The organism is Arthrobacter sp. AQ5-05 (assembly GCF_003287975.1).
Lineage (GTDB): Bacteria > Actinomycetota > Actinomycetes > Actinomycetales > Micrococcaceae > Paeniglutamicibacter.
Map to the genome: position 1 here is coordinate 1 of NZ_QMKQ01000035.1, position 14,024 is coordinate 14,024.

Annotated in this window: 13 protein-coding genes; 9 read left to right on the plus strand and 4 right to left on the minus strand. The window is 70.2% G+C overall.

Translation table 11 applies throughout. From position 1 onward, the window contains the following. Window positions 1-160 precede the first annotated feature (160 nt). From DQ353_RS18820 to DQ353_RS18835, 4 genes are all read left to right on the plus strand, one after another. Window positions 161-631, plus strand: coding sequence for a DUF6176 family protein (locus tag DQ353_RS18820; protein ID WP_181578500.1), 471 nt, complete (start codon window positions 161-163; stop codon window positions 629-631). Between the two features lie 10 nt (window positions 632-641). Continuing rightward, complete coding sequence (gene guaA / locus DQ353_RS18825) at window positions 642-2,228, plus strand: glutamine-hydrolyzing GMP synthase (RefSeq protein WP_113764724.1); 1,587 nt, start codon at window positions 642-644, stop codon at window positions 2,226-2,228. 235 nt (window positions 2,229-2,463) lie between these two features. Beyond that, window positions 2,464-6,291 (plus strand): DNA helicase, encoded by a 3,828-nt coding sequence (locus tag DQ353_RS18830; protein ID WP_286166918.1) that lies wholly within the window; start codon window positions 2,464-2,466, stop codon window positions 6,289-6,291. Between the two features lie 2 nt (window positions 6,292-6,293). After that, complete coding sequence (locus DQ353_RS18835) at window positions 6,294-6,683, plus strand: hypothetical protein (protein WP_113764725.1); 390 nt, start codon at window positions 6,294-6,296, stop codon at window positions 6,681-6,683. A gap of 9 nt (window positions 6,684-6,692) precedes the next feature. On the opposite strand, the gene cpaB is transcribed toward DQ353_RS18835, so the two are convergent. The 3 genes from cpaB to DQ353_RS18850 all read right to left on the minus strand — a co-directional run bounded on the left by cpaB (window position 6,693) and on the right by DQ353_RS18850 (window position 8,539). Continuing rightward, a complete protein-coding gene (gene cpaB, locus DQ353_RS18840) occupies window positions 6,693-7,397 on the minus strand; it encodes a Flp pilus assembly protein CpaB (protein ID WP_113764726.1) in 705 nt (234 codons plus the stop codon). A 120-nt stretch (window positions 7,398-7,517) separates the two neighbouring features. After that, window positions 7,518-7,793: an FmdB family zinc ribbon protein gene (locus DQ353_RS18845; RefSeq protein WP_113764727.1), complete on the minus strand. Its 276-nt coding sequence runs from the start codon at window positions 7,791-7,793 to the stop codon at window positions 7,518-7,520. Window positions 7,794-7,945: 152 nt separating this feature from the next. Then, the gene (locus DQ353_RS18850) at window positions 7,946-8,539 is read right to left on the minus strand and encodes a 5-formyltetrahydrofolate cyclo-ligase (protein ID WP_113764728.1); all 594 of its coding nucleotides are present in this window, start codon (window positions 8,537-8,539) and stop codon (window positions 7,946-7,948) included. Window positions 8,540-8,721: 182 nt separating this feature from the next. Between DQ353_RS18850 and DQ353_RS18855 the strand changes: the two genes are divergently transcribed. The 3 genes from DQ353_RS18855 to DQ353_RS18865 all read left to right on the plus strand — a co-directional run bounded on the left by DQ353_RS18855 (window position 8,722) and on the right by DQ353_RS18865 (window position 11,784). Beyond that, window positions 8,722-9,342, plus strand: a complete 621-nt coding sequence (locus tag DQ353_RS18855) for a GNAT family N-acetyltransferase (protein WP_113764729.1) — start codon at window positions 8,722-8,724, stop codon at window positions 9,340-9,342. Window positions 9,343-9,609: 267 nt separating this feature from the next. Continuing rightward, window positions 9,610-10,455: a hypothetical protein gene (locus DQ353_RS18860; RefSeq protein ID WP_146755337.1), complete on the plus strand. Its 846-nt coding sequence runs from the start codon at window positions 9,610-9,612 to the stop codon at window positions 10,453-10,455. A gap of 21 nt (window positions 10,456-10,476) precedes the next feature. After that, window positions 10,477-11,784, plus strand: coding sequence for a phosphotransferase (locus DQ353_RS18865; protein WP_113764731.1), 1,308 nt, complete (start codon window positions 10,477-10,479; stop codon window positions 11,782-11,784). A 55-nt stretch (window positions 11,785-11,839) separates the two neighbouring features. On the opposite strand, the gene DQ353_RS18870 is transcribed toward DQ353_RS18865, so the two are convergent. After that, on the minus strand, window positions 11,840-12,373 hold the full coding sequence (locus DQ353_RS18870; RefSeq protein WP_113764732.1) for an Lrp/AsnC family transcriptional regulator: 534 nt from the start codon (window positions 12,371-12,373) through the stop codon (window positions 11,840-11,842). An 80-nt stretch (window positions 12,374-12,453) separates the two neighbouring features. Here DQ353_RS18870 and DQ353_RS18875 point away from each other — a divergent pair, with 80 nt between their 5' ends. After that, window positions 12,454-12,942, plus strand: a complete 489-nt coding sequence (locus tag DQ353_RS18875) for an NUDIX hydrolase (protein ID WP_113764733.1) — start codon at window positions 12,454-12,456, stop codon at window positions 12,940-12,942. Further along, window positions 12,939-13,973, plus strand: a complete 1,035-nt coding sequence (locus DQ353_RS18880) for a type 2 periplasmic-binding domain-containing protein (RefSeq protein WP_113764734.1) — start codon at window positions 12,939-12,941, stop codon at window positions 13,971-13,973. The genes DQ353_RS18875 and DQ353_RS18880 overlap by 4 nt, the downstream gene beginning before the upstream one ends. The last annotated feature ends 51 nt before the right edge of the window (window positions 13,974-14,024 follow it).

The window sequence follows — 14,024 nt, forward strand, 5'->3', positions numbered from 1 at the left end:
TGAAAATGATCAACGGCATTCCCTACGTCGTCGCCCGGGCGGGCCAGCCGCGCGGGGACCCGGAACGGAACCTCTACTGGCATCCCGAGCTGCGCACCGCCGGATACACCCCGCCGATGTTCACCGAATAACCGTCAGTCCGCGTTCCCGGTTGGGGTCGATGTCGTGGATATCGAATCGAGCAGGTTTTCCGGTGCTCCCGGGCAAGACGGCGGATCTCGAGCAGTGGCCGGCGTTCCTGAACCAGAACATGGACGCGGTCGTGCAGACCCTCCAGGGGGAGAACCTGCTCGTGGTGACGATCCTCCACGGGCACCTCGACGGCGAGGACTTCCTGTGCCGGTTCGGGATCCAGTTCGAAGGCGGAATCGACGTGCGCGACTCGCAACACCCGGTGGATGCCAAGCCCCTGGATCGCCGTCGCGAATGCCTCGACGATTCCCACGCGCACGTTGCCCCAGGCCCCGCACCAGCATGCTCCCGGAGGCCGTCCGCACGCACTTTGGGTGCGGGCTCCGCCCGCAAGCGGAAGGGCACCGGGGCGCCGGCGGGCCGCACTGTGACGGGGCCCCGCGTAGCGTGCGTCACTCCCGGCCGGTTGAAGATGCAAGCGGGCTCTCCGGGCGGCTAAGCTTAGGCGCGTGACCAACACTCCCAGCACCCCAGAGCAACAGCCGGTTCTGGTCGTCGATTACGGGGCCCAGTACGCACAGCTGATTGCTCGGCGTGTACGCGAAGCCAACGTGTATTCGGAGATCGTCCCGCATACCTTCACCACCGAACAGATTCTCGCCAAGAACCCGGCGGCAATCATCCTCTCCGGAGGTCCCTCGAGCGTTTACGCCGACGGTGCCCCGAGTGTCGGTGCCGACCTTTTTGAGGCAGGTGTCCCGGTTCTGGGCATCTGCTACGGCTTCCAGGCCATGGCCAACGCGCTGGGCGGAACCGTCGCCGAGACGGGCCTGCGCGAATATGGCGCCACCGATGCCACGGCGTCCGGGGCCGCCCGCTCCATCCTGGCCGGCATGCCGGAAAGCCAGAACGTCTGGATGAGCCACGGCGACTCCGTCTCGAAGGCCCCCGAGGGCTTCGAGGTGCTGGCCACCACCGCCGGCGCACCGGTTGCCGCGTTCGCCAACGAGGCCAAGCGCCTCTACGGCGTGCAGTGGCACCCCGAGGTCAAGCACTCGGACCACGGCCAGCAGGTCCTGGAGAACTTCCTGTACAACGGCGCGGGCCTGAGCCCCTCCTGGACCGCAGCGAACATCCTGGACGAGCAGGTCGACAAGATCCGCGAGCAGGTCGGTACCGGCCGTGCCATCTGCGGCCTGTCCGGCGGCGTTGACTCCGCCGTGGCCGCCGCCCTGGTGCAGCGCGCCATCGGCGACCAGCTCACCTGCGTGTTCGTCAACCACGGGCTGCTGCGCGAGGGCGAAGCCGAACAGGTCGAAACCGACTTCGTCGCGGCCACCGGCGCCAAGCTCTACATCGCCGACGAGCGCGAGCGCTTCCTGACCGCGCTGGACGGGGTCACCGACCCGGAAACCAAGCGCAAGATCATCGGCCGCGAGTTCATCCGTGCCTTCGAGGCCGCGGAAACCGCGATCCTCGCCGAGGCGGCCGACTCCGGCCAGCCGGTGAAGTTCCTGGTCCAGGGCACCTTGTACCCGGACGTCGTGGAATCCGGCGGCGGCGAGGGCGCCAGCAACATCAAGAGCCACCACAACGTCGGTGGCCTGCCCGAGGATCTGGACTTCGAGCTGGTGGAGCCGCTTCGTGCGCTCTTCAAGGACGAGGTCCGTGCCGTGGGCAAGCAGCTTGGCCTGCCGGCCGAGATCGTCATGCGCCAGCCGTTCCCCGGCCCGGGCCTGGGCATCCGCATCATCGGTGCGGTCAACGAGGAACGCCTGGAACTGCTGCGCAAGGCCGACGCCATCGCGCGCGCCGAGCTGACCGCCGCCGGACTGGACGAGGAAGTCTGGCAGATGCCGGTCGTCCTGCTGGCCGACGTGCGCTCCGTGGGCGTGCAAGGCGACCACCGCACCTACGGCCACCCGATCGTGCTGCGCCCGGTGTCCAGCGAGGACGCGATGACCGCAGACTGGTCGCGCCTGCCCTACGACCTGCTGGCGAAGATCTCGAACCGGATCACCAACGAGGTCGACGGGGTGAACCGCGTGGTGCTGGACGTGACGTCCAAGCCGCCGGGAACCATCGAATGGGAGTAGGCCCGAGGCCGTAAGCGCCGACGGGAAAGTTCAGGGGGAGGCCTACACAAGGTCTTCCCCTGAACTGTATGCGCAGGGCGCCCCGGCGTCTTGCGCGGCAACGGGGCCGGTGTGAACGTGTTTCGGTTCGGCACCGGGGCCCCGATTTGCACTAGGTTGGTTAGGGCTGACTGTATCCGTGCGGCAATGCGCCACGCGGCTGCGGTCGCATTCGCAGCAGAGGTGAAGGGACGGTATGGTGACAGAGCACCAGCAACACACAGATGAATTGGTCTCCACGTGGGTTGACTCCCTGGGCCCCGGGGTGGGGACCGACACGCTGCTGCGTTTCGCGCCCTCGGTGTCCAACAGCATCGACATCACCCACGCGCACCCCTCGGGGCTGGCCCAGTTCCTGGCCGGACGGCGTACCCGGCTCTCCACGCTGCTGCGCGACTCTGACCAATACGACTCGGCCCGCCGCACCGCCGACGCGCTGCGCTCCAAGATCCGAGAGCTCTGGGACGAGCGCGGCATCGACGTCGGATACCTCTCCGCCGGCCAAGCCAACTGGCGCGCCGTGCACGAGGGCCGCAGCGAACAATTCAACGCCCCGATCATGCTCGGGCGCATCGTGCTCTCGGTGCGCGAGGACCAGGACGACTTCGAGATCCAGCTGATGGGCCGGGCCGAGTTCTCGCCTGCCCTGCTGCGCTACTTCAAGCGCCAGCACCAGGTGGACATCGACGTGGAGGGAATCAACGCCGCTGCCTACTCCATCGCCCGCTTCGACCCGACCCGCGCCATGGACGCGCTGCGTTCCCAGGTTGCCGACGTCTCCGGCATGGTCATCGCCCACCGCCTGCTGATTTCCACCTTCGCCGACCTGGCCGATCCGGCCGACCCCGGCACCATCAACGTGCAGCACCCCGTGCTGGCCCGGCTCTTCGACGCGGAAATCAACCGCACCCGCGATCCCGCGCACGGCCCCGGCCCGGCGGCACCCGGCACCAGGGCCGGCCAGCCGGCCACCCGCCCCCGCCGCACCAGCGACCAGCGGGACCCGGCCGACGAGCTCCTGCTGCTGGATGCCGACGAATCCCAGCAGGCGGCTCTCGACCTCATCGAGGCCGGCGAATCGGTGGCCATCAGCGCACCGGCCGGCAGCGGGCAGACCCAGACGGCGCTCAACGCAGCAGCGGTGCTCGCCGCGGCGGGCAAGCGCGTGCTGGTGGTGGCCGAGCGCCGCTCCAGCGCGGAGGAATTCGTGTCCCGCTTCGCCGAGCTGGACTTGGCCGGCACCGCGCTGCTGCTGAGCCCGGAGGACGACCCCGACGCGCTGCGCAACCTGCTGACCCGGGCGATCCTGCGCAACGAGCGCGCCACCGAACCGTCGCTGGGCAAGCTGCACGCCGCCCTGCGCGACCACCGCCACGCCCTGCTGGAGCACGTGCACTCGCTGCACTCGACCCGCGCCCGCTGGGGCTGCTCCCCGTACCGGGCGATGCAGGAACTGGCCCGGCTCACCTCGCTGTCCCCGGCCCCGGCCACCACGGTGCGCCTGAAGCGCTCGGTGCTCGACTCGATCACGGACCGCAGCTCCACCGCCGCCAAGCTCACGCGCGCCGCCGAGCTCGGCGCGTTCGTGCGCGCCTCGGCCTCCAGCCCCTGGTACGGGGCCCGCCTGCGCAACAAGCGCGACACCGACACCGCACTTGACCTGGTCACCGGCCTGCAGCGGGACCTGCCGATCCTGCGCGACCACATGCTCAAGGTCGCCGCGCACTCCGAGATCCGCCTGGCCGACTCCTACAACAAGTGGGGCGAGCAGCTGGACCTGCTGGTTGCGGTGCGCGGCTCGCTGGACAAGTTCGAGTCCGACATCTTCGACAAGTCCGTCGAGGACCTGATCTCCGCCACCGCCTCCTCGTCCTGGCGCCGGGAACGCGGCATCGAGATGAGCTCGATGACCCGCTCGCGGCTGCGCAAGGTCGCCAAGGACTATGTGCGCCCCGGCGTGCACGTCTCGGACCTGCAGTCCGCGCTCGAGGCCGTGCAGGAACAGCACCTGGCCTGGCACCACCACGCCACCTCGCAGCGCCACCCGATGGTCCCTGCCGGGTTGCTGGACGTCAACGCCGGCTACCAGGACGCCGGTGCGCGCCTGGACAAGCTGGCCACGCTGCTGCCCGCAGCGGCCGGTGCCAATCTGCGCGACGAATCCATCAGCACGCTGCTGGAGCGCATGGGCAAGCTGCTCGAGCACCAGGGCGAGCTGGCCCAATTGCCAGAACGCACCCTGATCACCGAACAGTTGGCCGAACACGGCCTGGGCGAGCTGATGGACGACTTCCGGGCACGCAGCGTCACACCCGACGCCGTGCCCGCTGAACTGGATTTGGCCTGGTGGCAGTCCGCGCTCGAGGCCATGATCTCCGGCGACGACTTCCTGGCGATGAACGACGGGGAGAAGCTGCGCCGGCTCGAGGCCGAATACCGCCTGGCCGACTCCGCCCACGTGGCCTCCGGGGCCTCGCGACTGCGCTGGGCGCTGACCAAGAACTGGAAGGCGGCGCTGGCCGACCACCGGGCGGCCTCCCGCGAGCTGCGCGCCATGCTCAAGGACGGGGAGCCGGCGGTCGCCGACCTCACCGCCCTGGGCGATGCGCTGCTGAACTCGCTGTGCCCCGTGTGGGTCGGCTCCCCGCTGCTGATCCCCGCCACGGTCCCGGCCGGGATGGAATTCGACGCGGTGATCCTGCTCGATGCCGACTCGCTGTCGCTGCGTTCGGTGCTCGGCTCGATCTCCCGCTCCAAGCAGGTCATCGCGTTCGGCGACACCATGATGGGCGCCCCGAACCCGTTCGAGGTCTCGGTGGACCCCACCGCGCATGCGCGCATCGAACCGGCCCCGATCTCCGCGATGGAATCCCTGCAGGCCGTGCTGCCGCTGTGCCGGCTGGCCACGGCCTACCGGGGGATCGACGAGGGGCTGACCGAATCGCTCTCGCACGACTTCTACGAGGGCTCGCTCTCCCGGCTGCCCGCCGCCCGCTCACTGGGTGCCGGCACCCCGGCGCTGAAGGCCGAGTACGTGCTGGACGGCACCGGGTCCCTCGGCGCCGACGGGGAATCCGTGGAGACCACCGTCGCCGAGGTCCAGCGTGTCGTGGATCTGGTCTTCACCCACCTCGCGCGGCGCGGCGAGCAGACCCTGGCCGTGGTCGCCGGCAACCGGCGGCACGCCTCCGCGATCGCCGAGGGCATCCGCGTGCAGCTGCCCAACCACCCGTGGGCGACGAAGTACTTCCGCACCGCGGCCGAGCGCTTCCTGGTCACCAGCGTCGACAGGCTGGCCGGGTTGCAGCGCGACTCGATCATCCTGTCGCTGGGCTACGGACGGACCACCCACGGCAAGGCCGTGCACGACTTCGGCTCCCTCTCGGTGGCCGGCGGCGACGAGTTGTTCGTCAACGCCGTGACCCGGGCGCGGGAGTCGATGGTGCTGGTCTCGGCGCTGCGCCCGCAGGACATGGACCTGTCGCGGATGCGCTTCGGCGCCTACCGCTTCCTGGAGCTTTTCGGCCGGGTGCTCGGTGGGGACTCGGGCATGTCCGCCACCGCGACCCCGCTGCAGGACCCGCTGGTCACCGACCTGATGTCGCGTTTGTCGGACCGCGGGGCCATCGTCACCCAGCACTACCGTGGCGTGCTGGACATCGCCGCGCATGCGCTGGATGTCACCGGCAACGGCACCGCGGTGCCGCTGGCAGTGGTGTACGACGGCACCCAGGGCTACCGGGAGCTTTCGGTGCGCGAGCGCAGCCGCCTGCGCCCGCAGCTCTTCGAGGCCCTGGGCTGGCGCTACGTGCCGCTGTGGACCATCGACGTGTTCTCCGACCCCGACCGGGTCGCCAACATGCTGGCCGGCTTCCTGGGCCTGGACGGCGACATCGAGGGCGCCGGCACCAAGGGTGGCGCCGGCGAAGGCGCGGCCAACGCCTCGGCCGCCGGGAGCTCCGGCTCCGCAACCCCGAATGCCGCTGGCTCCGGCCCGCGCACCTCGGATTTGGCCGATGCCTAGCCATGCCCGCTGAGGAACAGGTGCCGCGGCACAAGAAGCCGCGGCGCTTCACCGCCCCTCCCCAACAGGTCAGCGAGTCGACGCTGGTCGGGGTCTTTGAAATGCCCCACGCTTCCGGCCGCCCCGCGGCCAACGCCCCGGGGAACCCGGAATCACGCACCGGGCCAACCACCGACGGCGCGCCCGACGGCGCGCCCGGTGGCGTGCCCGACGGGCAGCCCCAGGCGGCATCCGGCACCCGGACACCCAAGCCGGCGCGGAAGACCCGCCCGCCGAAAACCGGCCCGGTCCTGGAGCAGCGCGCCACGGAAGACGATCCGCGGCGCTGGGGAGATGCAGACGACGATCTCGGCGACTGGATGAAGGCGCAGCGCCCTCCGCACTGGGACTGACCCGCCCGCCTACGGGTTGACCAGGACCACCGAGACCCTGCCGCGCTGCGCCGCGGTGGAAAGCTGCTCGGCACTGCCCGGGCCGGCGCCCACAACGATCAGCCCGCCCTGGCCCGATCCCGCGGCCACGGACCACGGGGCCTGCCCATCCGGCTGGGTCTGCGCCCCGGTCCACAGGATCGGCACGGCCCGCGCGAGCACCCGGGACTCCAGCTTTGTCTCGAACCCGTTGCCCTCGGTGAGCACCACATCGACCAGCTGTCCCGCCCGCACCAGGGAAGCGGTCTGCTCGTCGTCCAGCCGCAGCGGCACAGCCACCGACCCGGGATCCAGTCCGGCCAGCAGCCCGGGCCCGATGACCATGGTGGGCAGCACCGGGGTGCCGGCCGGCACGGGAATCGCCAGCCGCGACCCGGCCGCCGGGGGTTCCCGGTCATGGCTGCCCGCGGGCACCAGGGAGCGCGCCACCGGCTGGCGGCGCAGATCCCCTTCACGCAGCGCGGTGCCAACCGGCAGGTCGTGCGCGGCGACCAGCACCTCGATGCGTTCCTCGGTGTCGGGTGCCAGCACCGCCAGGGACACGGCCGCCGACAGCATCAGCAGCGCCGCGGCAAGATGCCTGCGGTACTTGGCGAACAGCTCCGTACCGGTGCGGCGGGGCACACGGGAGGCAGCGGACGGGCGGGCCATGGCGGAGCGGCGAAAAAGGGACATGCCTTAAGCAACTCATGGGCCCCACCCAAACGGATGGAGCCCATGGCGAAGCGGTGATACCGGCGGCCGGGGCGCTGTCCCTGTGCGAGGAAGTGCGCCGCGGCCCGCCGGGGGAGTGGCTTAGGCGGAAGTCGACGCGGGAACCGGTGCGGCAGCGGGAGCCGGTGCGGGCGCGGCGGCCTTGGTGCCGGCGGCGGCCGGGGTGCTGGAGCTGGTGGTCGAGCGCGAGTCGTTGCGGTAGAAGCCCGAGCCCTTGAAGACCACGCCGACGCTGTTGAACTTCTTGCGCAGCGCGCCCTGGCATTCGGGGCAAATGGTCAGTGCCTCGTCGGTGAACGACTGGACGACCTCCAGGCCGTGGCCACAGTCCTTGCAGGCGTAAACATAGGTAGGCATATCGATCCTTTCGCACGGGCTTTGTGTGCGTGGCGCGGGCCGCCGGGGCAGCAAGGCGGCACGGCACGGCACCCGGGCAAGCGACTGTTGATGGGGGAGTGCGGGCGCCCGAGGGCGTCCACTTACACCAATTCTAACGCACCCGCCCGCCGCTACCGGGTGAGGTTGCGCACCCCGGAGGGCAGCACGACCGCTTCGACCCGCTGGTCGAAGGGCTCGACGGGGATCTGCCCGGTCGCAACGAACTCGTGCTCGAACAGGATGCTCACCAGCTTCGGGCGGTTGCCGGGCCCGGGAAGCGAGGAGATGAAGCGGTCGTAGTAGCCGCCGCCCTGCCCCAGCCTCTCACCGTCGGTGTCAACGGCCTGCGCGGGCACCAGGACCACATCGACCTGCGCCATCAGCTCGGGGCCGAAGCGTTCACCGACGGGTTCGTCGATGGGGCCGACCGAGCTGCGGGCCATCTCGACACCGGGGTGCCAGCGCGTCCAGGACAGCCGACGTTCCGGTTCGCAGATCGGCACGTAGATCGTGTACCCGGCCGCATGGAGCCGGGCCAGCAGCCCCTCGGTGGGCGGCTCGGCGCCGTAGGACAGGAAGCAGGTCACGATCCGGCGCGGTGCATTGGCCTCAAGCCACGGCACCAGGTGCTCGGCGAGCAGCGCCATTTCGGCTGCGCGCGCCACCGCTCCCATGGCCCGGCGTCGGGCACGAAACCGGTTCCTCACCTCGTCTTTGGAATTCATCTGTGTCACGATCCACAGTCTAGCCCCGCCAGCGCGGGCCACCACGGCCACCACGGCCGCAGAATCCGCGTCGGGATCGGAGGCGGTTGCCGGCCCCGGCCCCCGGCCCCGGTCCGCGGACCGCGCCGCTGCGGGCCCCGGCAGTGCAATCGCGGGGCCCGCGGATCGCTAGGATTGTGGACATGTCCGAATTTGAACGCCATTGGCCGGTCACGGTGCAGGGCCCGCGCCTGGTGTTGCGCCCGATGCGCCGCCGCGACAAGGCCGAATGGATGCATTTGCGCCGCACCAACGAGAAGTGGCTGACCCCCTGGGACGCGACCCTGCCCGAGGGCACCGGATACCCGGCGGACTTCGGGGCGATGGTCTCCACGCAGAACCGTTCCGCGCGCCTGGGCCAGTGCCTGCCCTGGGTCATCACGCTTCCGTCGCTGCATTCCAAGCACGCCCCGATCGTCGGACAGCTGACCGTTTCCTCGATCATGTGGGGAGCGGCGCGCAGCGGATCCATCGGCTATTGGGTCGATGTGCGCCACGCCGGGGAGGGCATCGCGCCGGAGGCCGTGGCGATGGCGGTGGACCACTGCTTCAAGGCGATGGGCCTGCACCGGATCGAGGTCAACATCCGCCCCGAGAACGGCCCGAGCCTGCGCGTGGTTCAGAAGCTGGGCTTCCGCGACGAGGGGCTGCGCAAGGACTTCCTGCACATCAACGGAAACTGGGCAGACCACCGCAGTTTCGCGCTGACCGGGCCCGAGGTCCCGGACGGGATGCTCAATCGGTGGCTGGGCATGACGAAATAGCGACACAAGCACCCCAAACACCCCGAAATACCGGATTTGTCCAGAGTATTGCCAGACACACCGGGTCGAATGCGGCATCACACGCGCATGCATGCTTAATGTGGTTGACGTGGACGTTTCACATTGGCAACAAAAGCCCGCGGCAACTTGCGCACGCAGGGCCGAGGCACCGCCAACGAACCGCCACGACGGAGTAAACCGGCCATAACGACACTGGCCGGGCGGATCCGCCAAAAGAAGTCAGTCGCCAGCCGACGAAGGAGCAACATGGCACCGGTAGCATCCCACGCTTCAGCCGCGTCACAGTCGGCTGCGCAGGCGCCCTTGCGGATTTTCTACGACCGCCTGGCCGTTGCCCTGCTCGGATGCATCGCAGTCCCCACCCTGCTCATCGGCGGGGTGCTCGCCCTGGTCTCGGTGGTCTCCGGCTGGGTTCCGCTGATCGCCCTGCTCGTGGGCCTGGCCAGCTTCTCCACGCTGCGCGGCCTGGCCGTGCGCGACCGGCGCAAGAAGCTGCTGGCACGCCTGGATGCCACGCGCACCCGTGCCATGGACGCCGGCCGCACGCCGGCGGCCGAACCGGTGAAGAAGACCGCCGAGGTCTTTGACGCCCAGCCGAACTCCAACAGGCGTCCCCCGCGGCTGACCGTCCAGGAACTGCGCGCCGAGGCCCTGCGCATCGCCCACAAGGGCGCGGCCGTCCAGCGACCCGAGGGCTGGGAGCCCACCGAGGTCCCGCTGCCGCAGTACGTCGTGGCCAACACCGCCAAGCGCCAGGCCCCGGCCCCGCTGGAAGCGGCCGAGGCACCCAAGGCGTCGTCCAACGCGACGCTGCGCGCCCAGGAGGCCGCCGCACGGCTGGCCGAGGCCACGGGCGCCACCAGCACCGCGGATTCCTCGATTGCCACGCTTCCCGTGGTCCCGGCAACCCCCGTGGTTCCGGAGGCCGAGGATGCCCCCGCCGCACCCGCGCCGTCGGCCGGATCCGCGCCCTCGACCGCGCCGAAGCCCTCCGCCGAACCGTCCGCGGCCACGGCGCCCCGAACCCCGCGCACCGAGAAGGCCGCCGACCGCATGAACCTTGACGACGTCATGCAGCGTCGCCGCGCCTGACCGGATCCACCGGGCGACGCGATGACTGCCGGCGAACCCGGCCCCGCGCACACGGGGGCAGACGCGGCACGGAATTCCGTTGCCGCAGGCAGTGCGGATGCCGCGCGGATCATCGATGCCGACGCCCGGGAATTTGCCGCCCTGCCCGCCGCCATCCCCGAGCTGGTGCGCCGGCTGGGCGGCCGCGTGCACACCGGAACCTGGGACTACGAGGCCAACCGGCTGCGCATCCAGCACCGGCCCGGCGCCGGGATCAGCGCGATGTACCGCATGCCCGCGGGCACCGGGTTCAACGAACTGGGCGTGAGCACCGAGGCGATCCGGGTGCCCGGCGTCGCTGCCACCCGCGTCTTTGCCACCAACGACGCCCCCGGGGTCGTCGTCAGCGGCTGGATCCACCCCCACGACCCCAAGCTCCCGGCCCTGGCCCTGGCCGCGGACCGGGCATTCGTGCAGGAAACCTGGGGCGATGCGGAATTGCTCACCAGGCTCAAGACCATCGCGTACCGGCCGCTGCGCCGCGCGGTGCTGCGGGCCACCTTCACCACGCGCGGCCCGCTGCGCATCGCGCGGACGATCTACCTGAAGGTGGGCCGGCCCCAGTCGATCGAGGCCCTGAACCGCCGCCACCAGCTGCTGGCCGGAACGCCGGTTCCGGTGCCACCGGTGCTTGAACCCGCAATCGCCGGCATCCTGGCCCTGGAGGCCGGGAACGGGGAGTCGCTCTCTGCGGCCATCCGGCCCCGTTCCGGAGCGGACCTGGATCCCCGTGACTTCACTACCCTGCTCGACGCCCTGCCCGGGTCTGTCATGGCGCTGAAACCCAGGGACGCCTGGAGCGATTCGACCCGGCGCTACCAGCAGGCAGCGACCCTCGCCCTGCCGCATCGCGCCGGGCGGATCGAGGAGCTCACCGGGAGGATCGAGGCGCATCTTGCCGCCTCCGACCGCGGCGACAAGGTGCCTGCCCACGGGGACTTCTATGACGCGAACATCCTGTTGGACGGAGGGAAGATCACCGCGCTGCTGGACCTTGACTCGCTGGGGCCCGGGTACCGGGTCGATGACCTCGCCTGCCTGCTCGGACACCTGGCAATCCTGCCCACACTGGGGGAGAAGAACGACGGCGCCGCCGGTGCCCTGGAGCGTTTTGCCGCGGTCTTCGAACGCGGCGTGGACCCGCGCGCCCTGTGGGCGCGGTCCGCCGCGGTCGCGCTGACATTGATCGCCGGGTCCCGCGGCCTGGGCGGGGAACGCTGGCTGCAGGTGGCCGAGGCCCGGCTGCGGGTCGTCGAGGCGCTGGTGCGCCGCGCCGACTCCTGCGCCTAGCCGGCGCGGATCAGCCGGTGCCTGGCCGATGCATTCCTGCCCGGTACATCCGGGCCTAGTGGGTTCCGGCCTGGTGCGCGGCCGGAGCCTGGCCGGGTTCCTTCGGCATCGGTCCGCCCTGTCCCTTGTGGTGGCCGAAGACCAACGTGGTCTCGGTGTGCCCCACGGACTCGTCGGTGGCCAGGTAGTCCAGCACCCAGTCGCGCAAGGCCTCGGTGGAGCTCACCGCGATGTGCAAGAGGTAGTCGGTGACCCCGGACGTGTGGAACATCGAGAGCACCTCCGGCAGCTGCGGCATCTTCTGCGTGAACTTGTCGATCAGCACGCGGTCGTGCACCCGCAGCCGCACCGAGATCAGCGCCTGCACGCTGCGCCCGACCGCCGGCAGGCTGACCTCTGCGTGGTACCCGGTGAGCACCCCGCGTTCGACCAGTGCACGGGTGCGCAGCAGCGCCGTCGAGGGTGCGATCCCGGTCCGCTGCGCCAGCAACGCATTGCTTATGCGCGCATCATTGACCAATTCCTGAATAATCCGACGGTCAACGGCGTCAAGATCAACGGGTTGTTGCGGAAAAGTTGAAGGTGCCATGCTGATATTCCATCACAGTTGTCCGTGCTTCGGGAGATTTGGACCCGGGGATTCGGTCGGCGACACCCTAAAATGGAACAATGACTACCCCTGAACCCCAGGTCCACCGCGGCTTTGACACCCGGCTTGCCGCCTACGCCGTGGTGGTCCGCGATGGTTCCATCCTGCTGGCGCTGTGGGACATGCGCGGCCGCGACCCTCGATTCGTGCCGCGCTGGACGCTGCCCGGCGGAGGCGTGGAGCTCGGCGAGGCCATCGCCGCCGGCGCCATCCGCGAGGTCGAGGAGGAAACCGGGTACCGGGTGCGCATCGATGGCCTGCTTTCGGTGGACTCCGGGGTGATCCCCGCGCACAAGCGCTACAGCGGCACCGAACACCCCATGCAAACCGTCGCGGTGCTCTACTGCGCCACCGTCACCGCAGGAGAATTGCGCCACGAGGCCGACGGCACCACCAGCCAGGCCGCCTGGTTCCCCTTGGCGGAGGTCGCCTCGCTGAACCGCGTCGAGCGCGTGGACGCGGCCATCGCGTTGTACCGGGAAAACCTGCACAAGGAAAGCACCAGATGATTCGCACGACCGGGCCCCTGGGCCTGCTGGGCATCGGCGCACTGCTGCTGTCCCTGGCCGCCTGCACCTCGGGCACCGAGGTGACCACCTCGCAGGCCGCCACGACGCGCGAGCTGGTGCTGGTCCAGGGCCCCGACGCCACCTCCCAGGCACTGGGCCACGCCTACCGGGACATGCTGGCCGACGCCGGCATCAATGCACGGCTGGCCGACCCGGCCACGGACCCGGTCGAGGAGGTCCTGGCCGGACGGGCCGACTTCACTGCGGCGGGATCCGGCCTGCTGCTCACCGCCCTGGGCAAGCTGCCCGGCGCGCACGGCCCGGATGCCTCGGCATCGGGGACCTCCTCCGACGCCACCGGGCAATCCTCCGCCTCCGAGGGCGCCGGCTCCGGCACCGAATCCAAGTCCGGGGAGGCCGCGGTCGACCCCGGGGACCTGGACGCCGCACAAACCAAGCGCGAGCTGCACGCCCTGGCACTGGGCGGCTTCGCCGTGCTGGAATCGGCCGACGCCGAACGCACCGGCACCCTGGTGCTCACCGCAGCCACCAGCGCCGGGGACCAGCTGGTGAACACCTCGGAGCTCGCACCGCTGTGCCCGCAGCTGGAGTTCGGCATCGCCGGAAGCGCCAAGGCGGAACTCACCGCCCAGCTGGCGGCCAAGCTCGCCTGCCACCCCGAGGCAGTCATCGAGCTGAGCGACGCGCAGGCCCGCGGTGTGCTGCCGGTGATCAGCGACGAGGTCCAGATCCAGGCCACCACCCTGGAGAACGCCGGGATCCAGGACAACGCGCTGGTGGTGCTCCAGGGTGCCGAGAAGCTCTTCGCCCCCGCATCCATCACGCCGCTGATCACCACCGACGGGGTGGGGCAGGATGCGGTCAAGGCCATCAACAAGCTCAGCTTCGCGCTGAAGCAGGAAGACCTGCTGAACCTCAACCGCATGGTCACCGGCCGCGACGCGCTGGAACCGGGCATGGCCGCCGCCGACTGGCTCACCGACAAGGCACTGGTCACCGGCCAAAGATGACGCCGCGGCTTCACACTCGCCGCGGAACGCGAGTTGGCTTGCTCACAGTGC

What these genes read in the sequence shown, in the direction of transcription:
- DQ353_RS18830 (WP_286166918.1), top strand. Translation starts at nt 2,464, where the DNA reads ATGGTGACAGAGCACCAGCAACACACAGATGAATTGGTCTCCACGTGG.
- DQ353_RS18850 (WP_113764728.1), bottom strand. Translation starts at nt 8,539, where the DNA reads ATGAATTCCAAAGACGAGGTGAGGAACCGGTTTCGTGCCCGACGCCGG.
- DQ353_RS18835 (WP_113764725.1), top strand. Translation starts at nt 6,294, where the DNA reads ATGCCCGCTGAGGAACAGGTGCCGCGGCACAAGAAGCCGCGGCGCTTC.
- DQ353_RS18860 (WP_146755337.1), top strand. Translation starts at nt 9,610, where the DNA reads ATGGCACCGGTAGCATCCCACGCTTCAGCCGCGTCACAGTCGGCTGCG.
- DQ353_RS18875 (WP_113764733.1), top strand. Translation starts at nt 12,454, where the DNA reads ATGACTACCCCTGAACCCCAGGTCCACCGCGGCTTTGACACCCGGCTT.
- DQ353_RS18855 (WP_113764729.1), top strand. Translation starts at nt 8,722, where the DNA reads ATGTCCGAATTTGAACGCCATTGGCCGGTCACGGTGCAGGGCCCGCGC.
- DQ353_RS18870 (WP_113764732.1), bottom strand. Translation starts at nt 12,373, where the DNA reads ATGGCACCTTCAACTTTTCCGCAACAACCCGTTGATCTTGACGCCGTT.
- DQ353_RS18880 (WP_113764734.1), top strand. Translation starts at nt 12,939, where the DNA reads ATGATTCGCACGACCGGGCCCCTGGGCCTGCTGGGCATCGGCGCACTG.
- DQ353_RS18845 (WP_113764727.1), bottom strand. Translation starts at nt 7,793, where the DNA reads ATGCCTACCTATGTTTACGCCTGCAAGGACTGTGGCCACGGCCTGGAG.
- cpaB (WP_113764726.1), bottom strand. Translation starts at nt 7,397, where the DNA reads ATGTCCCTTTTTCGCCGCTCCGCCATGGCCCGCCCGTCCGCTGCCTCC.
- DQ353_RS18865 (WP_113764731.1), top strand. Translation starts at nt 10,477, where the DNA reads ATGACTGCCGGCGAACCCGGCCCCGCGCACACGGGGGCAGACGCGGCA.
- DQ353_RS18820 (WP_181578500.1), top strand. Translation starts at nt 161, where the DNA reads ATGTCGTGGATATCGAATCGAGCAGGTTTTCCGGTGCTCCCGGGCAAG.